Origin of the sequence: Pseudomonas sp. B6002, assembly GCF_013385985.1 — a bacterium.
In the GTDB taxonomy this organism is placed as follows: Bacteria; Pseudomonadota; Gammaproteobacteria; order Pseudomonadales; family Pseudomonadaceae; genus Aquipseudomonas.
Genome location: NZ_JACAOY010000011.1, coordinates 61,329 through 76,410 on the forward strand (window position 1 = coordinate 61,329; position 15,082 = coordinate 76,410).

The 15,082-nt window shown below is 61.2% G+C and carries 19 protein-coding genes; 8 read left to right on the forward strand and 11 right to left on the reverse strand.

Annotation, left to right across the window (positions count from 1 at the left end):
* Positions 1-393 precede the first annotated feature (393 nt).
* Together HX792_RS15715 and cysZ are read right to left on the reverse strand one after the other, a co-directional pair.
* Positions 394-1,572 carry a glycosyltransferase family 1 protein gene (locus HX792_RS15715; protein WP_176997038.1) on the reverse strand — a complete coding sequence of 393 codons (1,179 nt, stop codon included), beginning with the start codon at positions 1,570-1,572 and terminating at the stop codon, positions 394-396.
* Positions 1,573-1,626: 54 nt separating this feature from the next.
* Positions 1,627-2,394 (reverse strand): sulfate transporter CysZ, encoded by a 768-nt coding sequence (cysZ, locus tag HX792_RS15720; RefSeq protein ID WP_176996951.1) that lies wholly within the window; start codon positions 2,392-2,394, stop codon positions 1,627-1,629.
* A 281-nt stretch (positions 2,395-2,675) separates the two neighbouring features.
* Here cysZ and trxB point away from each other — a divergent pair, with 281 nt between their 5' ends.
* A complete protein-coding gene (gene trxB / locus HX792_RS15725; RefSeq protein WP_010206474.1) occupies positions 2,676-3,638 on the forward strand; it encodes a thioredoxin-disulfide reductase in 963 nt (320 codons plus the stop codon).
* A 169-nt stretch (positions 3,639-3,807) separates the two neighbouring features.
* Here the strand turns inward: trxB and HX792_RS15730 are convergent, their stop codons facing one another.
* The 6 genes from HX792_RS15730 to HX792_RS15755 are packed head-to-tail and all read right to left on the reverse strand — an operon-like array spanning position 3,808 to position 6,741.
* On the reverse strand, positions 3,808-4,146 hold the full coding sequence (locus tag HX792_RS15730) for a HopJ type III effector protein (RefSeq protein ID WP_176996952.1): 339 nt from the start codon (positions 4,144-4,146) through the stop codon (positions 3,808-3,810).
* Complete coding sequence (locus HX792_RS15735; RefSeq protein ID WP_176996953.1) at positions 4,139-4,435, reverse strand: DUF1244 domain-containing protein; 297 nt, start codon at positions 4,433-4,435, stop codon at positions 4,139-4,141. The genes HX792_RS15730 and HX792_RS15735 overlap by 8 nt, the downstream gene beginning before the upstream one ends.
* A 23-nt stretch (positions 4,436-4,458) precedes the next feature.
* A complete protein-coding gene (gene folX / locus HX792_RS15740) occupies positions 4,459-4,830 on the reverse strand; it encodes a dihydroneopterin triphosphate 2'-epimerase (RefSeq protein ID WP_003176029.1) in 372 nt (123 codons plus the stop codon).
* Between the two features lie 2 nt (positions 4,831-4,832).
* On the reverse strand, positions 4,833-5,393 hold the full coding sequence (gene folE / locus HX792_RS15745) for a GTP cyclohydrolase I FolE (RefSeq protein ID WP_176996954.1): 561 nt from the start codon (positions 5,391-5,393) through the stop codon (positions 4,833-4,835).
* 20 nt (positions 5,394-5,413) lie between these two features.
* A complete protein-coding gene (folM, locus tag HX792_RS15750; RefSeq protein ID WP_176996955.1) occupies positions 5,414-6,124 on the reverse strand; it encodes a dihydromonapterin reductase in 711 nt (236 codons plus the stop codon).
* Positions 6,125-6,180: 56 nt separating this feature from the next.
* Entirely contained in the window at positions 6,181-6,741 is a 561-nt protein-coding gene (locus tag HX792_RS15755; RefSeq protein ID WP_176996956.1) for an antibiotic biosynthesis monooxygenase, read from the reverse strand.
* Between the two features lie 212 nt (positions 6,742-6,953).
* Between HX792_RS15755 and HX792_RS15760 the strand changes: the two genes are divergently transcribed.
* Positions 6,954-7,910, forward strand: coding sequence for a MerR family transcriptional regulator (locus HX792_RS15760; protein ID WP_176996957.1), 957 nt, complete (start codon positions 6,954-6,956; stop codon positions 7,908-7,910).
* A gap of 2 nt (positions 7,911-7,912) precedes the next feature.
* On the opposite strand, the gene HX792_RS15765 is transcribed toward HX792_RS15760, so the two are convergent.
* Together HX792_RS15765 and HX792_RS15770 are read right to left on the reverse strand one after the other, a co-directional pair.
* Complete coding sequence (locus tag HX792_RS15765; protein ID WP_176996958.1) at positions 7,913-8,518, reverse strand: hypothetical protein; 606 nt, start codon at positions 8,516-8,518, stop codon at positions 7,913-7,915.
* 56 nt (positions 8,519-8,574) lie between these two features.
* On the reverse strand, positions 8,575-9,042 hold the full coding sequence (locus tag HX792_RS15770) for a PAS domain-containing protein (protein ID WP_176996959.1): 468 nt from the start codon (positions 9,040-9,042) through the stop codon (positions 8,575-8,577).
* A gap of 129 nt (positions 9,043-9,171) precedes the next feature.
* Between HX792_RS15770 and HX792_RS15775 the strand changes: the two genes are divergently transcribed.
* On the forward strand, positions 9,172-9,627 hold the full coding sequence (locus HX792_RS15775) for a flavodoxin (protein WP_176996960.1): 456 nt from the start codon (positions 9,172-9,174) through the stop codon (positions 9,625-9,627).
* On the opposite strand, the gene HX792_RS15780 is transcribed toward HX792_RS15775, so the two are convergent.
* The gene (locus tag HX792_RS15780; RefSeq protein WP_176996961.1) at positions 9,608-10,504 is read right to left on the reverse strand and encodes a LysR family transcriptional regulator; all 897 of its coding nucleotides are present in this window, start codon (positions 10,502-10,504) and stop codon (positions 9,608-9,610) included. The genes HX792_RS15775 and HX792_RS15780 overlap by 20 nt on opposite strands.
* A gap of 98 nt (positions 10,505-10,602) precedes the next feature.
* Between HX792_RS15780 and HX792_RS15785 the strand changes: the two genes are divergently transcribed.
* The 5 genes from HX792_RS15785 (at position 10,603) to HX792_RS15805 (ending at position 14,613) form a co-directional block, all read left to right on the forward strand.
* Complete coding sequence (locus HX792_RS15785) at positions 10,603-10,989, forward strand: CidA/LrgA family protein (RefSeq protein ID WP_176996962.1); 387 nt, start codon at positions 10,603-10,605, stop codon at positions 10,987-10,989.
* Positions 10,979-11,665: an LrgB family protein gene (locus HX792_RS15790; protein WP_176996963.1), complete on the forward strand. Its 687-nt coding sequence runs from the start codon at positions 10,979-10,981 to the stop codon at positions 11,663-11,665. Before HX792_RS15785 ends, HX792_RS15790 begins: the two co-directional genes overlap by 11 nt.
* Positions 11,666-11,807: 142 nt before the next feature.
* Entirely contained in the window at positions 11,808-12,590 is a 783-nt protein-coding gene (locus tag HX792_RS15795; RefSeq protein WP_176996964.1) for a class II aldolase/adducin family protein, read from the forward strand.
* Positions 12,590-13,495 carry an alpha/beta fold hydrolase gene (locus HX792_RS15800; protein ID WP_176996965.1) on the forward strand — a complete coding sequence of 302 codons (906 nt, stop codon included), beginning with the start codon at positions 12,590-12,592 and terminating at the stop codon, positions 13,493-13,495. Before HX792_RS15795 ends, HX792_RS15800 begins: the two co-directional genes overlap by 1 nt.
* A 206-nt stretch (positions 13,496-13,701) precedes the next feature.
* The gene (locus tag HX792_RS15805; protein WP_176996966.1) at positions 13,702-14,613 is read left to right on the forward strand and encodes an SDR family oxidoreductase; all 912 of its coding nucleotides are present in this window, start codon (positions 13,702-13,704) and stop codon (positions 14,611-14,613) included.
* Positions 14,614-15,082 lie beyond the last annotated feature (469 nt).

Genomic DNA, 15,082 nt, shown 5'->3' on the forward strand with positions numbered 1-15,082 from the left:
AGTCCGGTTGTGGCCGGTGCGGACGATTCCAGCCTGGCTGGGCATGTTGGTAATCCGGCCTGGATGGTCGCGGGCGACGCCACTGCTGCGGGTGGTTTGCCTCGGGCGCTTGCAGTGGATTGCTCGTAGCCGCCGGAGTGCTGAAGTGCCAATGGCCGTGAGCCGATGCTCTGCTGATGTGTGTCGACATAAAAATCTCTTTCAGATTATGGGGTGCCCACCTTCACCAGGCAGGTACGTTATGGGTGGTCATAATCTGAGCGGCGTTCCTGACATATGCAGTTTGATAGCGGCGATTCCGACAATGCCTATTGCCTATTCCGAATCGCTGTCACGTAAACCCTCGGTTGTAGCCGCTGAGCGGTGAAGTGGACGACGGGCGCTGTCGACGGATCAGCGTGTAGACGGTAACGGCGAAGCAACAAATTCTCCCTGGCACACACCTCGTAACTGTTGCTCAAACTGCTCGATAATCGCCGGCCAGCCCTGACGGCTGGCATGTTGCCGGGCATTGAGGCGCATGCGGCGCAGGCTTTCGGCGTCTTCCAGCAACCAGTTGGCCGCCTCACAGAATGCGTTTTCGTCCCCCGGCATCGCCAACACGCCGTTGTAGCCATGACGAATATGCTGGGTCGCCGCGGCCTGGTCATAGGCCACCACTCCCAACCCCGACGCCATGGCTTCCAGCACCACATTGCCAAAGGTTTCAGTCAGGCTGGGGAACAGGAACACATCACCCGAGGCGTAATGCCGCGCCAGCTCTTCACCGCGCAAAGTGCCGCAGAAAATCGCCTCCGGCAGTTCCTTCTCCATGATTGCCCGTTGCGGCCCATCGCCGACGATGATCAGTTTCATCTGGCGCATGGGGTAGGTGTCTTGCAATGTCTCGAAGCAGCGCTTGAGCAGCCCCAGGTTTTTTTCCTGCGCCAATCGACCTACATACAACACAGCGGTTTGCTCGTCGTTCAAGGCCCAGCTTTCACGCAGCGCGTTATCGCGCTTTGCCGGGTGGAACAGCTGGCTGTCAACACCGCGCGACAGCATGCCCAAACGTTCGAAATGCCGGCGCTCCAGTTCCAGTCGCTGACTGGCACTGGGCACCAGGGTCAAAGTCGAGCGGTTGTGAAACCAGCGCAGGTAATGGGTGACCATCCGGCTCAACACACTCAAGCCGTATTGGTTGGAATACTGCTGGAAGTTGGTATGAAAACCGCTGACCACACTGATGCCCAGTCGCCGCGCTGCACGCAGGGCAGACAGGCCCAGTGGCCCTTCGGTTGCGATATACAGCACATCCGGGCGCTGGCGCGTCCAGCGCCTGAGCAACTTGTGCATTGACGACTGCCCCCACTGCAGGCCGGGGTAACCCGGCAACGGCCAGCCACGGCACAGCAGCAGTTCATCGTCGCTGGGCCGGCTCTGGTCACTGCCCTGGCGTGGGCGTACCAGCTCGACTTGATGGCCGCGCGCGCGCAAACCCTCGCACAGGCGGCCAAGGGTATTGGCCACCCCGTTGATCTCTGGCGGGAAGGTTTCGGTAATAAGGGTGATGTGAAGCGAGGCTGTCGTCATGACCCACAGTGTCACCGTGGGCCATGTCGTCATTGTGTCTTCCAGATGATGGATTTATGACGGGGTCACTTTTTGCTGCTGTGCCATGGCCTCGGCACCTTGTTCACGCACCCAAAACAACGTGGCGCCGGCCACTGCGGCCGGCATCATCAGCAGGTTGACCACCGGCACCAGCAACACCAGGTAAACGATCCCGCCGAAGCTCATGCTCTGCCAGCGTTTCTGGCGCAGCCAGGCGAGCATTTCGTTCCAGCCCAGCTTATGGTTGTCGGCCGGGTAGTCGATGTACTGGATCGCCATCATCCACACGCCGAACAACAGCCACAGCGGCGCGGCGACCAGGTTGACCACCGGAATGAACGACAGGATAAACAGGCCGATGGCCCGTGGCAGGAAGTAGCCCAGCTTGCGCATTTCCCGGGCCAGGGTGCGCGGCACCATGGCGATCAGTTCACCCCAGCTGAAGGCCGGGAAGTCATCCGTGCCGCGCACCACCACCTCAACTTTCTCCGAGAGAAAACCGTTGAACGGCGCGGCGATGATATTGGCCAGCATGGTGAAGGTGAAAAACACCATCAACACCACCAGCACCACAAACAGCGGCCACAAGAGGTAATTCAGAAAACCCAGCCAACTGGGCAGCGTCGGCATCAAATGGTCGACCCACACGCTGAACTGGTGGCCGGCGAAATAGATCAAGCCGACGAACAGCACCAGGTTGATTGCCAGCGGCAGCAGCACAAACAGGCGCAGGCCAGGGCTCAACACCAGTTTGAGGCCTTCACGCAGGTATTGCGGGCCGGAAAGAGCAGGGGCAGGCATGGAGAACTCCGAGCAGAGGGACGACCGCGCCGACCTTACCGGCTTTGCTTAACAGGCGAAAGCCACGACATCAGCAGTAACAAACCCATCGATCAACCGGGTCGACTGCATAGAGACCACCTATGAGCTGGATTGTTATTCCGTATTTCCTTAATCTTGCCCCCCTCTATACGCTGCACCCATTATTTTCAGGACGTGCGAGTTCAAGCCTTCCCCAAGTGCTTCGCGGTCCTTTTTTATTCCAGCCGCCCTGTTGCCCGGGTGGTCGATAGGAGTGAGTCATGTCTGATACCCGTCATTCGCGAGTGATTATTCTCGGTTCCGGCCCTGCCGGTTACAGCGCTGCCGTCTACGCTGCCCGGGCCAACCTCAAGCCGCTGCTGATCACCGGCATGCAGGCGGGCGGTCAGTTGACCACCACCACCGAAGTCGACAACTGGCCGGGCGACGTCCACGGCCTGACCGGCCCGGTGCTGATGGAACGCATGAAAGAGCACGCCGAGCGCTTCGAAACCGAGATCGTGTTCGACCACATCAACCAGGTCGACTTCTCCAAGAAGCCTTACAGCCTGACCGGCGACAGCGGCGTCTACACCTGTGACGCACTGATCATCGCCACCGGCGCCAGCGCCCGCTACCTGGGCCTGCCGTCGGAAGAAGCGTTCATGGGCAAGGGCGTTTCCGCCTGCGCGACCTGCGACGGTTTCTTCTACCGCAACAAGCCGGTGGCTGTGGTCGGTGGTGGTAACACCGCGGTGGAAGAGGCGCTGTACCTGGCCAACATCGCCAGCACCGTGACCCTGGTTCACCGTCGCGAAACCTTCCGCGCCGAGAAGATCCTGATCGACAAGCTGCACGCCCGTGTCGCCGAAGGCAAGATCATCCTCAAGCTCAACGCCACCCTGGACGAAGTCCTGGGCGACAACATGGGCGTGACCGGTGCCCGCCTGAAAAACAACGACGGCAGCTTCGACGAGCTGAAAGTCGACGGCGTGTTCATCGCCATCGGCCACACCCCGAACACGTCGCTGTTCGAAGGCGTGCTGGAAGCCAAAGACGGCTACCTGGTGGTGCAGGGCGGCCGTGAAGGCAACGCCACTGCTACCAACATCGAAGGCATCTTCGCCGCCGGTGACGTGGCTGACCACGTGTACCGCCAAGCCATCACTTCGGCCGGCGCCGGCTGCATGGCGGCCCTGGATGCCGAGCGTTACCTCGATGGGTTGAAGGACGCTTCGTTCTAAATCCGTTGAAATAAAAAACCGGCTGAAAAGCCGGTTTTTTTATGCCCGCGATCCAATCAACACCACAAGACAACTGTGGGAGCTGGCTTGCCTGCGATAGCGGTGTGTCAGCCACCACCGCCATCGCGGGCAAGCCCGGCTCCCACATTGACCGTGTTCCGTTGTTGATTCAGCGGCGGGTCAGTGGCTGCGCGGTGAACTTCACACCCGCCAGACCGTGCGCGATCAACGCACGAATGTTGCCATGGTCGCTGCCCTCAGGCGTGGCCACCACCGAGCGGTAATGCTCACCAAACGCCAGCAACGCTTCCTGATCGCTCAAGCCTTCCAGCAGTGCCAGGCCCAAGGTCTTGCACGAGCCTTCGTTCTGTCCGGCTGCGTTATCCACGGGACCATTGGTGAACGCTTGCGGCTGGTAGTCGTAACCGGCAGCGACAAAGGCCAGGGTATCGGCAAATACATGTTCGCCGCTGTTGAGGCTGGCACGCAGGGCATTCAAATCAGTCATGGGTTTTTCCTTTGGCAAACGCCGCCTGTTGGTCGGCGCTGGCTTCTTTCTGGTAGTGGGCTTTCCATTCGGCATACGGCATGCCGTACACCACTTCGCGGGCGTCATCGAGGCTCAGCTCGATGTGGCGTTCGTCGGCCTCGGCCTTGTACCACTTGGACAAGCAGTTGCGGCAGAAACCGGAGAGGTTCATCAGGTCGATGTTCTGCACATCCTTGCGGCTGTCCAGGTGGGCCACCAGCCGGCGGAAGGCGGCGGCTTCGAGTTCGAGGCGTTGTTGATCGTTCATAGGGCTCACGCAAATCTCAGGGGTTAGCGGCTGGCCGCCAGGGTAATCGACACCGATTCGGCAAAGCGTAGCGCATGGGGCTTGTCCACTTCGACTTCGGCATACAGCACAGACTCGTTGCTCATCACCAGGTCCAGCAGCTCCTGGGTCAGGCGCTCCAGCAGGGCAAAGCGGTTGCCTTCGACGTGGGCAATGATGGCCTTGGTGATGGTGCGGTAGTTCAGCGCGTGGTCGATATCGTTGTCGCGCACGGCTTCCTGCGCGGCGTACAGGATGGTCAGGTTGATCAGCACGTCCTGCTTGTTGAGGATCTCATCCTCGTTGATGCCGATGTACGTACGCAGGCACAGGTCCTTGACCCGGATGCGCGCCATGCCTGGTTGAAGTTGTGGCATTGCTACTTGCTCCGTCCAATCAGTTGCAGGAACTCCATGCGCGTGGTGTTCGACTCGCGGAACGCGCCGAGCATCACCGAGGTGTTCATGGTTGAATTCTGTTTTTCCACGCCGCGCATCATCATGCACATGTGCTGCGCCTCAATCACCACCGCCACGCCGGCCGCCTGGGTGACGCTCTGGATGGCGTCGGCGATTTGCCGCGTGAGGTTCTCCTGGATCTGCAGGCGCCGTGCATACATGTCGACAATGCGCGCCAGCTTCGACAGGCCCAGTACCTTGCCCGTCGGGATGTAGGCCACGTGGGCCTTGCCGATAAAGGGCAGCAGGTGGTGCTCGCACAGCGAGTACAGCTCGATGTCCTTGAGGATCACCATCTCGTCGTTATCGGAGGTGAACAGTGCACCGTTGACGATGGTTTCCAGGTTCTGCTCGTAGCCATGACACAGATACTGCATGGCCTTGGCGGCGCGCTTGGGCGTGTCGAGCAACCCTTCGCGCTCCGGGTCTTCGCCCAGGCTCTTGAGGATCTCGCGGTAGTGTTGGGGCAGGGACAAGGTCATACAACATCCTCACAAACGGCTTACTTGATATGCCGCCCGCCGTTGACGGTCAGGGTGGTACCAGTGACATAAGGGTTATCCAGCAGGTAACGCACGCTCTGGTAGATCACTTCGGGCCCGGGCTCGATGCCCAGGGCCGATTTGGCCAGGACCTTGGCGCGGTAGGCCGCGTCGTCGCCCTCGTTGAACATCACCATCGCCGGGGCGATGCCGTTGACCTTGATCAGCGGCGCGAACTGCGCGGCGAACGACAACGTGAGGCTGTCGAGCCCGGCCTTGGTGGCGCAGTAGGCGATGTGCTGGCGGCTGCCCTTGCGCACCACGTCATCGCTGATGTGCACGATGTCTGCCGGTGTCGAGCGTTGCAGCAAGGGTGAACAATGCAGGTTGATCAGGTAGGGCGCAAGCATGTGCACGCTGAACATGTCGCTAAACGCTTGGCTCTCGTCGCCTGGGGCTTCTGCGACCCACGCCGAGGCGTTGTGGATGATCGCGCGCAGGCTGTCGGTGTGAGTCTTCAGCTCAGCGATAAAGGCCAGGATCCCGGCCTCGCTGGAGAAATCGGCAAACACGCCCACGGCACCACGCTCGCGCAGGGCGTGTACGCCAGGGCGTTCGCTGCGGTAGCTGAAAATCACCGAGTGGCCGTCATCCAGCAGGCGCTCGGCACAATGCAGGCCGACACGCTGGCCGGCGCCGGTGATCAGGATCGGGGCGTTTGTTGCATTCATGGGGGGCTCGATTCGCTGGCAGGCTCAAATCATACCAGCGACCGCGCCCCCTGTACTCACGCGGCGGCTTCGGTGGCCTTGCGAGGTGCGGGTGCGGGATGCAGCCAGCTGGCGAGCAGGTGAGTCGACAGCGGAATGAACAGGTAAACCATCAATGGCGTGAGTGCCAGGGTGCTGACCAATACGCGGGGAGCCAGGTCCAACTCGCCGAGCAACGGGCCCAGTACAAAGTTGAAAATCAGCGACACCGGGAAAAACGCCAGCCAGATCGCCACCGCCTGCTTCCAGCGCGGTGGCCGTGAACCTGCCGCACCAAACCAGCCATCAATGCCGCTCACGCGATGCTCTGACGGGTCGGCAAACAGCTCACTGCCACGACCCAGCCAGGCGCTGCGGGAGGCGGAAAACTCCCAGGCATGCAGGGTCTTTTCGTCGGCAAAGCGGAAGATGATCTGGAATTCGTCATCGTGGGGCGGCGGGGCGAGCACGCCTGAGCCCAGGTAACCAGGGAAGTCGGTGGCCAGTTGTTCGCCTTCGCGCAGCCAGCTCATCAATTCTTCATAGCGCCCTTTGGCCACGCGGCGCGCAACCATCAGGGTGACGGGTGAGGTAGACATTGTGTATCTCCAAGTAATCAGGTGCGCTGGGCCGGGTAGGCGGCGCACAAACGTAGCGGCCGGGTGGGGCTGCTACGTAAAAACAGGCAAGGATTATTCCTGTTTTGCCCAAATACGCCAGAGACTTCGGACAGATCGCCGCAGACCTTGAATCGGCGACGGCAATCGGCGTTAAATAGGATCCACATTTGCACGGCTGTTTCCGACTCCAGATGCCCGAAATCATTGCCCCACAGCGTGAAACCACACAAGACAGCCAGGCTGACGACGTGGTGTTGTTTCCGATTCGCGAAGTCGCAAGGCTGACCGGCGTCAACCCGGTCACATTGCGTGCGTGGGAGCGACGGTACGGGCTGATCCAGCCCGTGCGCACCGAAAGCGGGCACCGGCTGTACTCAAGCACCGATATCGACACCGTGCACCGCATTCTCGACTGGATCGAGCGCGGCGTAGCGGTGAGCAAGGTGAGCAAGATCCTGGCGCGTGATGAGTTGCGCAGCGCGCCAACCAGCACATCGCGCGTCGATACCGAGATGGAGTGGAGCCAATGGCAAGTGCAATTGCGCCAGGCCATCAGTGCATTCGATGACCGCCAGCTTGACCGCCTATACGGCCAGATCTTCTCGGCCTACTCCATGGCCGTGGTGTTCCAGGACATCCTGATGCCGCTGTGGCAGCAATTGCTGCGGCACCATGGTGGCTTCGGCCAGGCCAGCGAGTGGCTGTTCTTCGACAACTTCCTGCGCTCACGTACCGCGCAACGGCTGCAAATGGCGACGGCAACGCCTGCGCCCAGGGTGCTGTTATCCGCCATCGCCGGGGAGTGCCGCGAGCTGGAGTTGTTGGTTGCAGGCTTGTTGATGTCGACGGAAAACCTCGCGGTCAAAGTCCTGGGGGTTGGTCAGCCCTTCGATGAGCTGACGCTGGTCTGCGAAAAGACCCGGCCCCAGGCGCTGGTGATGTTTTCCAATCGTTTTCCTGGCAGTGAGTTGCCGTTGCGCCTCAAGCGTCTCGCCATGACGCTGGATTGCCCGCTGCTGCTGGCCGGTGATGCATCAGACTTGGCAGAGGCGAGCCTGGCAGGCTCGTCGATTGGCTGCCTGGGCAACGACGCACGGCTGATGCAGCGCCGCTTGCAGCAGTTTCTCAGCGGTCAGCTGGATACCTGATCTCAGGCGTGCACCTGTGGATGCACCAAACGGTGCTGATGCAGGATGAACTGGCGTAGGCGCTCGGTCTCATCCGCATCGCCCTGGCTCAGGCGATAAGCGAACAAACCCCGGGCGGTTTCCCGCTCCAGCGTGCCGCGCAGTGCGATGCGTTCGTAACCGGAAGGGCTGAACCACAGCGAAAAGGTTTTCGGTGGTTTGATCCGGCCACGAATTTCCACCAACACACCCTTGAATGACACCTCGTGCACCCACAGCGCGCCCGGGTTGCCCTTGACGTTCTCCAGTGCCACCGGGGTTTCCAGTGCCAGCCGCCACGGGCGGATCATCGGCCCATCTTCAAAAATGCTCGGCACGCCCAGGCGCAAATGCACCGCGTGAAACTCATCCTCCACCAGATGCAGGGGGAAGGTGAGTTGCTGGTTGTCGAATTGTGCCTGGATGGTGAGGTGGTCGTGAGCGGCCAGCCGGGTGAGCAAGTCACGGATCTGCGCGCCGCCGTTGACGGTCAGGCTCGACGATGCGTCCCGCAGGTTGAGCTGCGGGTTGTGCTGCATGTTCTGGATGAAGTCCAGTTCGTCCTGGGTCAGTAGAGCGTCGCGATGCATGAGAGTGCTCACGGTGAGACATTAAAAAGCCATTATCGCTCTAAAGGCCGCGTTTTCTACAATTTGTTGGTTCCGCTCGTCGCCTGAAGGGCGGCCAACTGGTCTTTCAATTCGGCCACTTGTGCCTCCAACTGCGCAACGCGCTGCTGCGCCTTGACCTGCGTGGTCACGTCTTTTTGCACGCCCACAAAATAGGTCTGTTTGTCGGCCTCGTTATACACCGTCGAAATCGACAGCTCGTTCCAGAAGGGGGTGCCGTCCTTGCGATAGTTGCGCAGGGTTTCCCGGCAGGAATCGCCGCTGTCGAGGGCCTGGCGAATGGCGATCAAGGCGGGCTGGTCACGGTCGCCCGACTGCAGGAAGCGGCAATCCTGATAAAGGATGTCGTCCACACCATAGCCGGTTATCCGCTCGAACGCCGGGTTGACGTAGATCAGCGGTTTGTCCTTGCCTTCGCGCTCTGCGATGACGATGCCATCGTTGGAAGCGTTGATGACCATTTGCATCAGTTGGGCGTTGATCATTGAGCGGTCCATGGCTGGAGTTTGAAAAGTGGAGTTTATGGCATGCCTTGAATGTTGCACGACGCACGCCGAAACATTTGCGGTAGCTGCTAATATCCCACGCTTTCGCTCAACTACAGGATCAGATTGATGAAAGTCGCCATCCTTTCCGGCTCGGTGTACGGTACCGCAGAAGAAGTCGCCCGCCACGCCGCCGGCATCCTCAACGCCGCCGGTTTCGAAGCCTGGCACAACCCGCGCGCCACCTTGGCCGACGTGCAGGCCTTCGCTCCCGAGGCGTTCCTGGCGGTGACGTCCACCACCGGCATGGGTGAGCTGCCCGACAACCTGCAGCCGCTGTACTCGACTATTCGTGACCAACTGCCTGCCGCCTGGCGCGACCTGCCTGGCGCCGTGATCGGCTTGGGCGACGCGAGCTACGGCGATACCTTCTGCGGCGGCGGCGAGCAAATGCGCGAGCTGTTCGGCGAGTTGGGCGTGCGCGAAGTGCTGCCAATGCTGCGCCTGGACGCCAGCGAAAGCGTGACCCCCGAAGCCGATGCCGAGCCGTGGCTGGCGGAGTTGGTCACTGCACTGCGCGGCTGACCGGAAACTCGCGCAGCAACGCCAACCAGGCCTGGGCGGCTTTCGACAGATAGGCGCCCTCACGCCAGATAAAGGCGATGTCCCAGCGCAGATAGTCCGGCGCCTTGAGCGTCAGGCGCACCACCCCCGGTCGCACTAGCCCACGGGCGACCACACTGGGCAGCAGCACCACCCCCTGGCCGGCTGCCACCAGTGCCACGAGAAAATCCGCCTGCCCGCTGCGGCCGATCTCCTTCGGGGTGAAGCCCAACTGCTGACAGGCTTGCATCAACCGATCGTTCAACACAAAGCTGCGCTGGTACATCAGGAATGGCGTGTCGGCCAATTCTTCCAGGCGCACCTGGGCGTTTTCCGCCAGCGGGTGGTCCATCGGCAGCAGGGCATCCAGCGGTTCATCGCAGAAGGCTTGCCAGGCAAAGGCCGGGTCGCTCGGCATCAGGCTGCCACCCACGTCCAGTTCGCCACTCAAGATCGCCTGCTCGATGGTGCGGCTGCCGCCTTCCAGCAATTGGATAGTGACGTTTGGGTAGCGCCTGCGGTATTCGGCAAACAACCCGGCAAACAGCGTGTCTCCCGCCAGCAGCGGCAGGCCCAGGCGCAACTCGCCACGGGTCAGTTGCTGCATGTCATCCAGTTCGCTGAGCAATTCGGACTGCAGGCGCAACATGGCCTCGGCGCGCTGCAACACCACCTCGCCTGCGGCGGTCAGGCGGATCTGCGAACCCGTGCGCTCCAGCAACGGCACGCCCAGGTTTTGCTCCAGTTGCGCAACCTGTTTGCTCACGGCCGATTGGCTGATGTGCAGGGTTTTACCGGCCTGGGTAAAACCCCCTCGGTGGATCACTTCGACAAAGCTGCGAAGCTGTTTGAATTCCATGGGCCTGATTCCAGTTTGGAATAGTTGGCAGTCTAACAATTCGCTGTGGGGATGGGCATGGCCTCTTTAAAATGGCCTTCTGCGAGGAACCCAAGCCCATGAAACGTTTCACCCTCAAACATCTCGGCCGCCTGCTGACTGAGCTGGTCGTGCTATTGGCCATCTACCTGCTGGGCTGCGAACTGGCCGTGTGGCTGAACTGGCCAATCCCGGGCGGTGTGGTGGGCCTGGGCCTGTTGCTGGCGACCTTTGCCAGTGGGCTGGTCAAGCCGGCCGCCCTGCAATTGGGCGCCGGGGTGTTGATGGCGGAGATGCTGCTGTTCTTCATTCCGGCCTTGATGAGCCTGCTCGATTACGGCGGCCTGTTGCGCAACGATGGCTGGCGCATCCTGTTGGTGATCGGCTTCAGCACGTTGGCGGTGATGCTGGTGACCGCGTTCACCGTCGAGCTGGTGTGCCGCTGGAGAATGCGCCGTGAAGCTTGAGCTGATGCCGGTGTTCTGGCTCGCCCTGACCCTGGGTGCCTATATTTTCAGCCGCTGGATCTATCGCCGCACCGGGCGCTATCTGCTGTCGCCATTGATCCTGGTACCCGTGCTGTTGCTGGCGGTGGCCGTGCCGATGAAAACTGCCTATGCCGAATACGCCGCCGACACCCATTGGCTGATGCTCGTGCTGGGCCCGGTCACCGTGGCGTTCGCCGTGCCGATCTGGCAACAGCGCCGCTTGCTGGCACGTCACTGGTCGGCGTTGCTGTTGGGCATGGTCGCAGGCAGCGCGGCGTCCATCGCCACCTCGTTCGGCCTGGCCAAGGCGTTGGCGCTGGACAGCTCGGTGACGATGTCCTTGGTGCCGCGTTCCATCACCACACCGTTTGCCATGCCCGTATCTTCCGACCTCGGCGGCGTGCCGGAACTCACCGCCGTGTTCGTGATGTTTACCGGTGTGTTCGGCGCCATGCTCGGCGGTGTGCTGCTCAAGTGGTTGCCACTGCGCACACCGCTGGCGCGGGGCGCTCTGTTTGGCGTGGGCGCCCATGGCGCGGGTGTCAGCCGGGCGCGGGAAGTGGGCGGCGAAGAGGGCTCGGTGGCGGGCCTGGTGATGGTGTTGACGGGGTTGCTTAACCTGTTTGCCGTGCCTTTATTGGCGGCGCTTCTCTGACGCCATTTGGACTATTCTTCTGACTGACTCGTACGGTCATCAAGCTGGCTGCCAAGGCAACTACGGCGGCTGGGGTGTCTGACTAGACTGGCCCATCACTAAAAAAACAATAAATAAGAAGTGCGCCAAGGAGGTCATTGCCGTGAGCCTAGCCCCCGCTCTAACGCCACAGAATGTCAAAGCCCAAGTCAGCGCTGCCGAATGGCAAGCCCGTGTCGACTTGGCGGCCTGTTATCGCCTGGTGGCGTTGCATGGCTGGGACGACCTGATCTTCACCCACATATCGGCCAAGGTGCCGGGCACCGATGACTTCCTGATCAACCCTTATGGCCTGATGTTCCATGAGATCACCGCGTCGAGCCTGGTCAAGGTCGACCAGGCCGGCAACAAGCTGATGGACAGCCCCTACGAGATCAACCCGGCGGGCTACACCATCCACAGCGCCATCCATGAAGTGCGCCACGATGTGACCTGTGTGTTGCATACCCACACGGCTGCGGGTGTGGCGGTGGCCGCGCAGAAGCAGGGCGTGTTGCCGATCAGCCAGCAATCGATTTTCGTGCTGTCCAGCCTGGCTTACCACGCCTATGAAGGCGTGGCGCTGAACCACGAAGAGAAAGCCCGCTTGCAGGCCGACCTCGGCGAAAACAGCTTTTTGATGCTGCACAACCACGGCCTGCTCACCTGCGGCAGCACCATCGCCGACACCTTCCTGATGATGTTCACCTTCCAGCGCGCCTGCGAAATCCAGGTGCTGGCGCAAAACGGTGGGGCGGAACTGATTGCCATCGGGCCGCAGATTCTGGCCGGGGCCAAGGCGATGGTGGCCGCTGTCACAAAGAGCGCGCAAGGTATGGGAGGCGCGCTGGCCTGGCCGGCGCTGCTGCGTAAGCTGGACAGCCAAGACCCGGGGTATAAAAGCTGATGCCACTCGCCGAGATCCCGCTCAGAGCCTGGCGCAAACGCAGCCAGGCCTTCGACTTCCGTGGCCGCACGATCCGTTACTGGGTGGCCGGGCAAGGCGAACCGCTGCTGTTGATTCATGGCTTCCCCACCGCCAGCTGGGACTGGCATTACCTGTGGCAGCCCCTCGCCCAGCGCAACCTGGTGATTGCGTGCGACATGCTGGGGTTCGGCGAGTCCGCCAAGCCGCTGGATCACGACTATTGCCTGTTGGAACAGGCCGACTTGCAACAGGCCTTGCTCGACCACCTGCGGGTGGAACAGCCGGTGCACGTGTTGGCCCATGATTACGGCGACAGCGTCGCCCAGGAATTGTTGGCGCGGCACTACGAAGGCCGGTTTCAGATGGCCAGTTGTGTGTTCCTCAACGGTGGCTTGTTTCCGGAAACCCATCGCCCGGCCCTGGTGCAGAAACTGCTGCTCAGCCCTCTGGGCTGGATGATCGGCCGTACCTTCGGGCGCAACGCGCTGTCGAACAGCTTCAGCCAGATTTTCGGGCCTCACACACGTCCCAGCGAAAGTGCCCTGGATGACTTCTGGAGCCTGATCAATTGCAACGACGGCACGCGCATCCTGCACAAACTGATCGCCTACATTCCCCAGCGCCGTCGCCAGCGCGAGCGTTGGGTCGCGGCGATGCAGCGCGGTGACGTGCCTTTGCGGGTGATCGATGGCGAGGTCGACCCGATCTCCGGCGCGCACATGGTGGAGCGCTATCACCAGTTGGTGCCGCACGCTGACACGGTGCTGCTGGCCGGCATCGGTCATTACCCGCAGATCGAGGCGCCGGTGCAGGTACTCAAGCATTACCTGGCGTTTCGCGAGCGCATCGCCGGGCCTGTGTGGGAGCTGGCTTGCCTGCGATAGCATCACCTGGGTACAACTGAAAACCCGAGGTGCCTGCATCGCGGGCAAGCCCGGCTCCCACATAAGCCAGTGTCCAAACACGTGAACCTGCGCACAATCATCCCGCTGCCTTATCGAGCACCATTCAGCCTCGGCCGACTTTATTGTGACCGCAGGCGCTGTGCCTGACACTCAACCTATTCCCATTGTCGCCAGCGGAGTTCGGTATGAGTGAGTCAGTGCAGTTCCAGGATAAGGTCGTGATCGTCACCGGTGCCGGCGGCGGGTTGGGCCGGGCCCATGCGCTGCTGTTCGCCAGGCATGGGGCCAAAGTGCTGGTCAATGACCTGGGCGGATCCACTCAGGGCGAGGGCGCCAATGCCTCCGCTGCCGACCGCGTGGTCGCCGAAATCCGTGAAGCGGGCGGCATTGCCGAAGCCAACCATGACTCCGTCACCGATGGCGACAAGATCGTCCAGAACGCGCTGGATGCCTTCGGCCGCATCGACGTGGTGGTCAACAACGCCGGCATCCTGCGCGACAAGACCTTCCACAAAATGGACGACAGCGACTGGGACCTGGTTTACCGGGTGCATGTCGAAGGCGCCTACAAAGTCACCCGCGCCGCCTGGCCGCACCTGCGTGAACAAGCTTACGGCCGGGTGATCTTCACCGCGTCCACCTCGGGCATCTACGGCAACTTCGGCCAGTCCAACTACGGCATGGCCAAGCTTGGCCTGTATGGCCTGACCCGCACCCTGGCGCTGGAAGGGCGCAAGAACAACATTCTGGTCAACGCCATCGCCCCCACGGGCGGCACGCGCATGACCGAAGGCCTGATCCCGCCGCAAGTGTTCGAGCGGCTCAAGCCGGAACTGGTCAGCCCGTTGGTGGTGTACCTGGGCAGCGAGGCGTGCCAGGAAACGTCGGGGTTGTTTGAAGTGGGCGGCGGCTGGATCGGCAAGACCCGTTGGGAACGCAGCCTGGGCGTGGGCTTCGACCCGGAAGCCGGGTTCTCGCCGGATGATGTGGCTGCGCATTGGGCACAGATCTGCGACTTCGAAGGCGCCGCTCATCCCAAGGACAACATCGAAGCATTGAAGGAGATGATGGCCAACTTACAGAAGTTCAGCCTCTGATCGTTGCTGGAACACTGCTGAATCCCACGGGGCGCTGAGAGCGCCCCGTTTTATTTGGGGCATAAAAAAGGCCGCTGCAAAGGCAGCGGCCGAAGTAAGACGTTGGATCAAGGAGCGACAAATCAACGTCAGTGAACACCGATAACAGATTGAAAACAGGCATCAATCCATTTGAATCCAGCTGTTCTTCCGGTTGCGGAAGCGGGCGGTTCGCCCTGAAAGCCCGCTAAGAGTAGTCGGTTGTAACAGAATGAGTAATAGCGGATCGGGACAAGGACTGTTACTGAATCGGCAATAGTTGCTTTGCGTGCTATCCATGCCCCTGATAACCCACCATCCACCCGGTCCATGCCCCCGCGAAAACCCCGGCCAGAGCGCCGGCTAATCCTTTCGAGCGACAGCACGAATACCCCTTTGGTGCGCTTATCGCTCCTGATGCGCGGCAGTAGGGTGGGGCCTTCTGTCACTC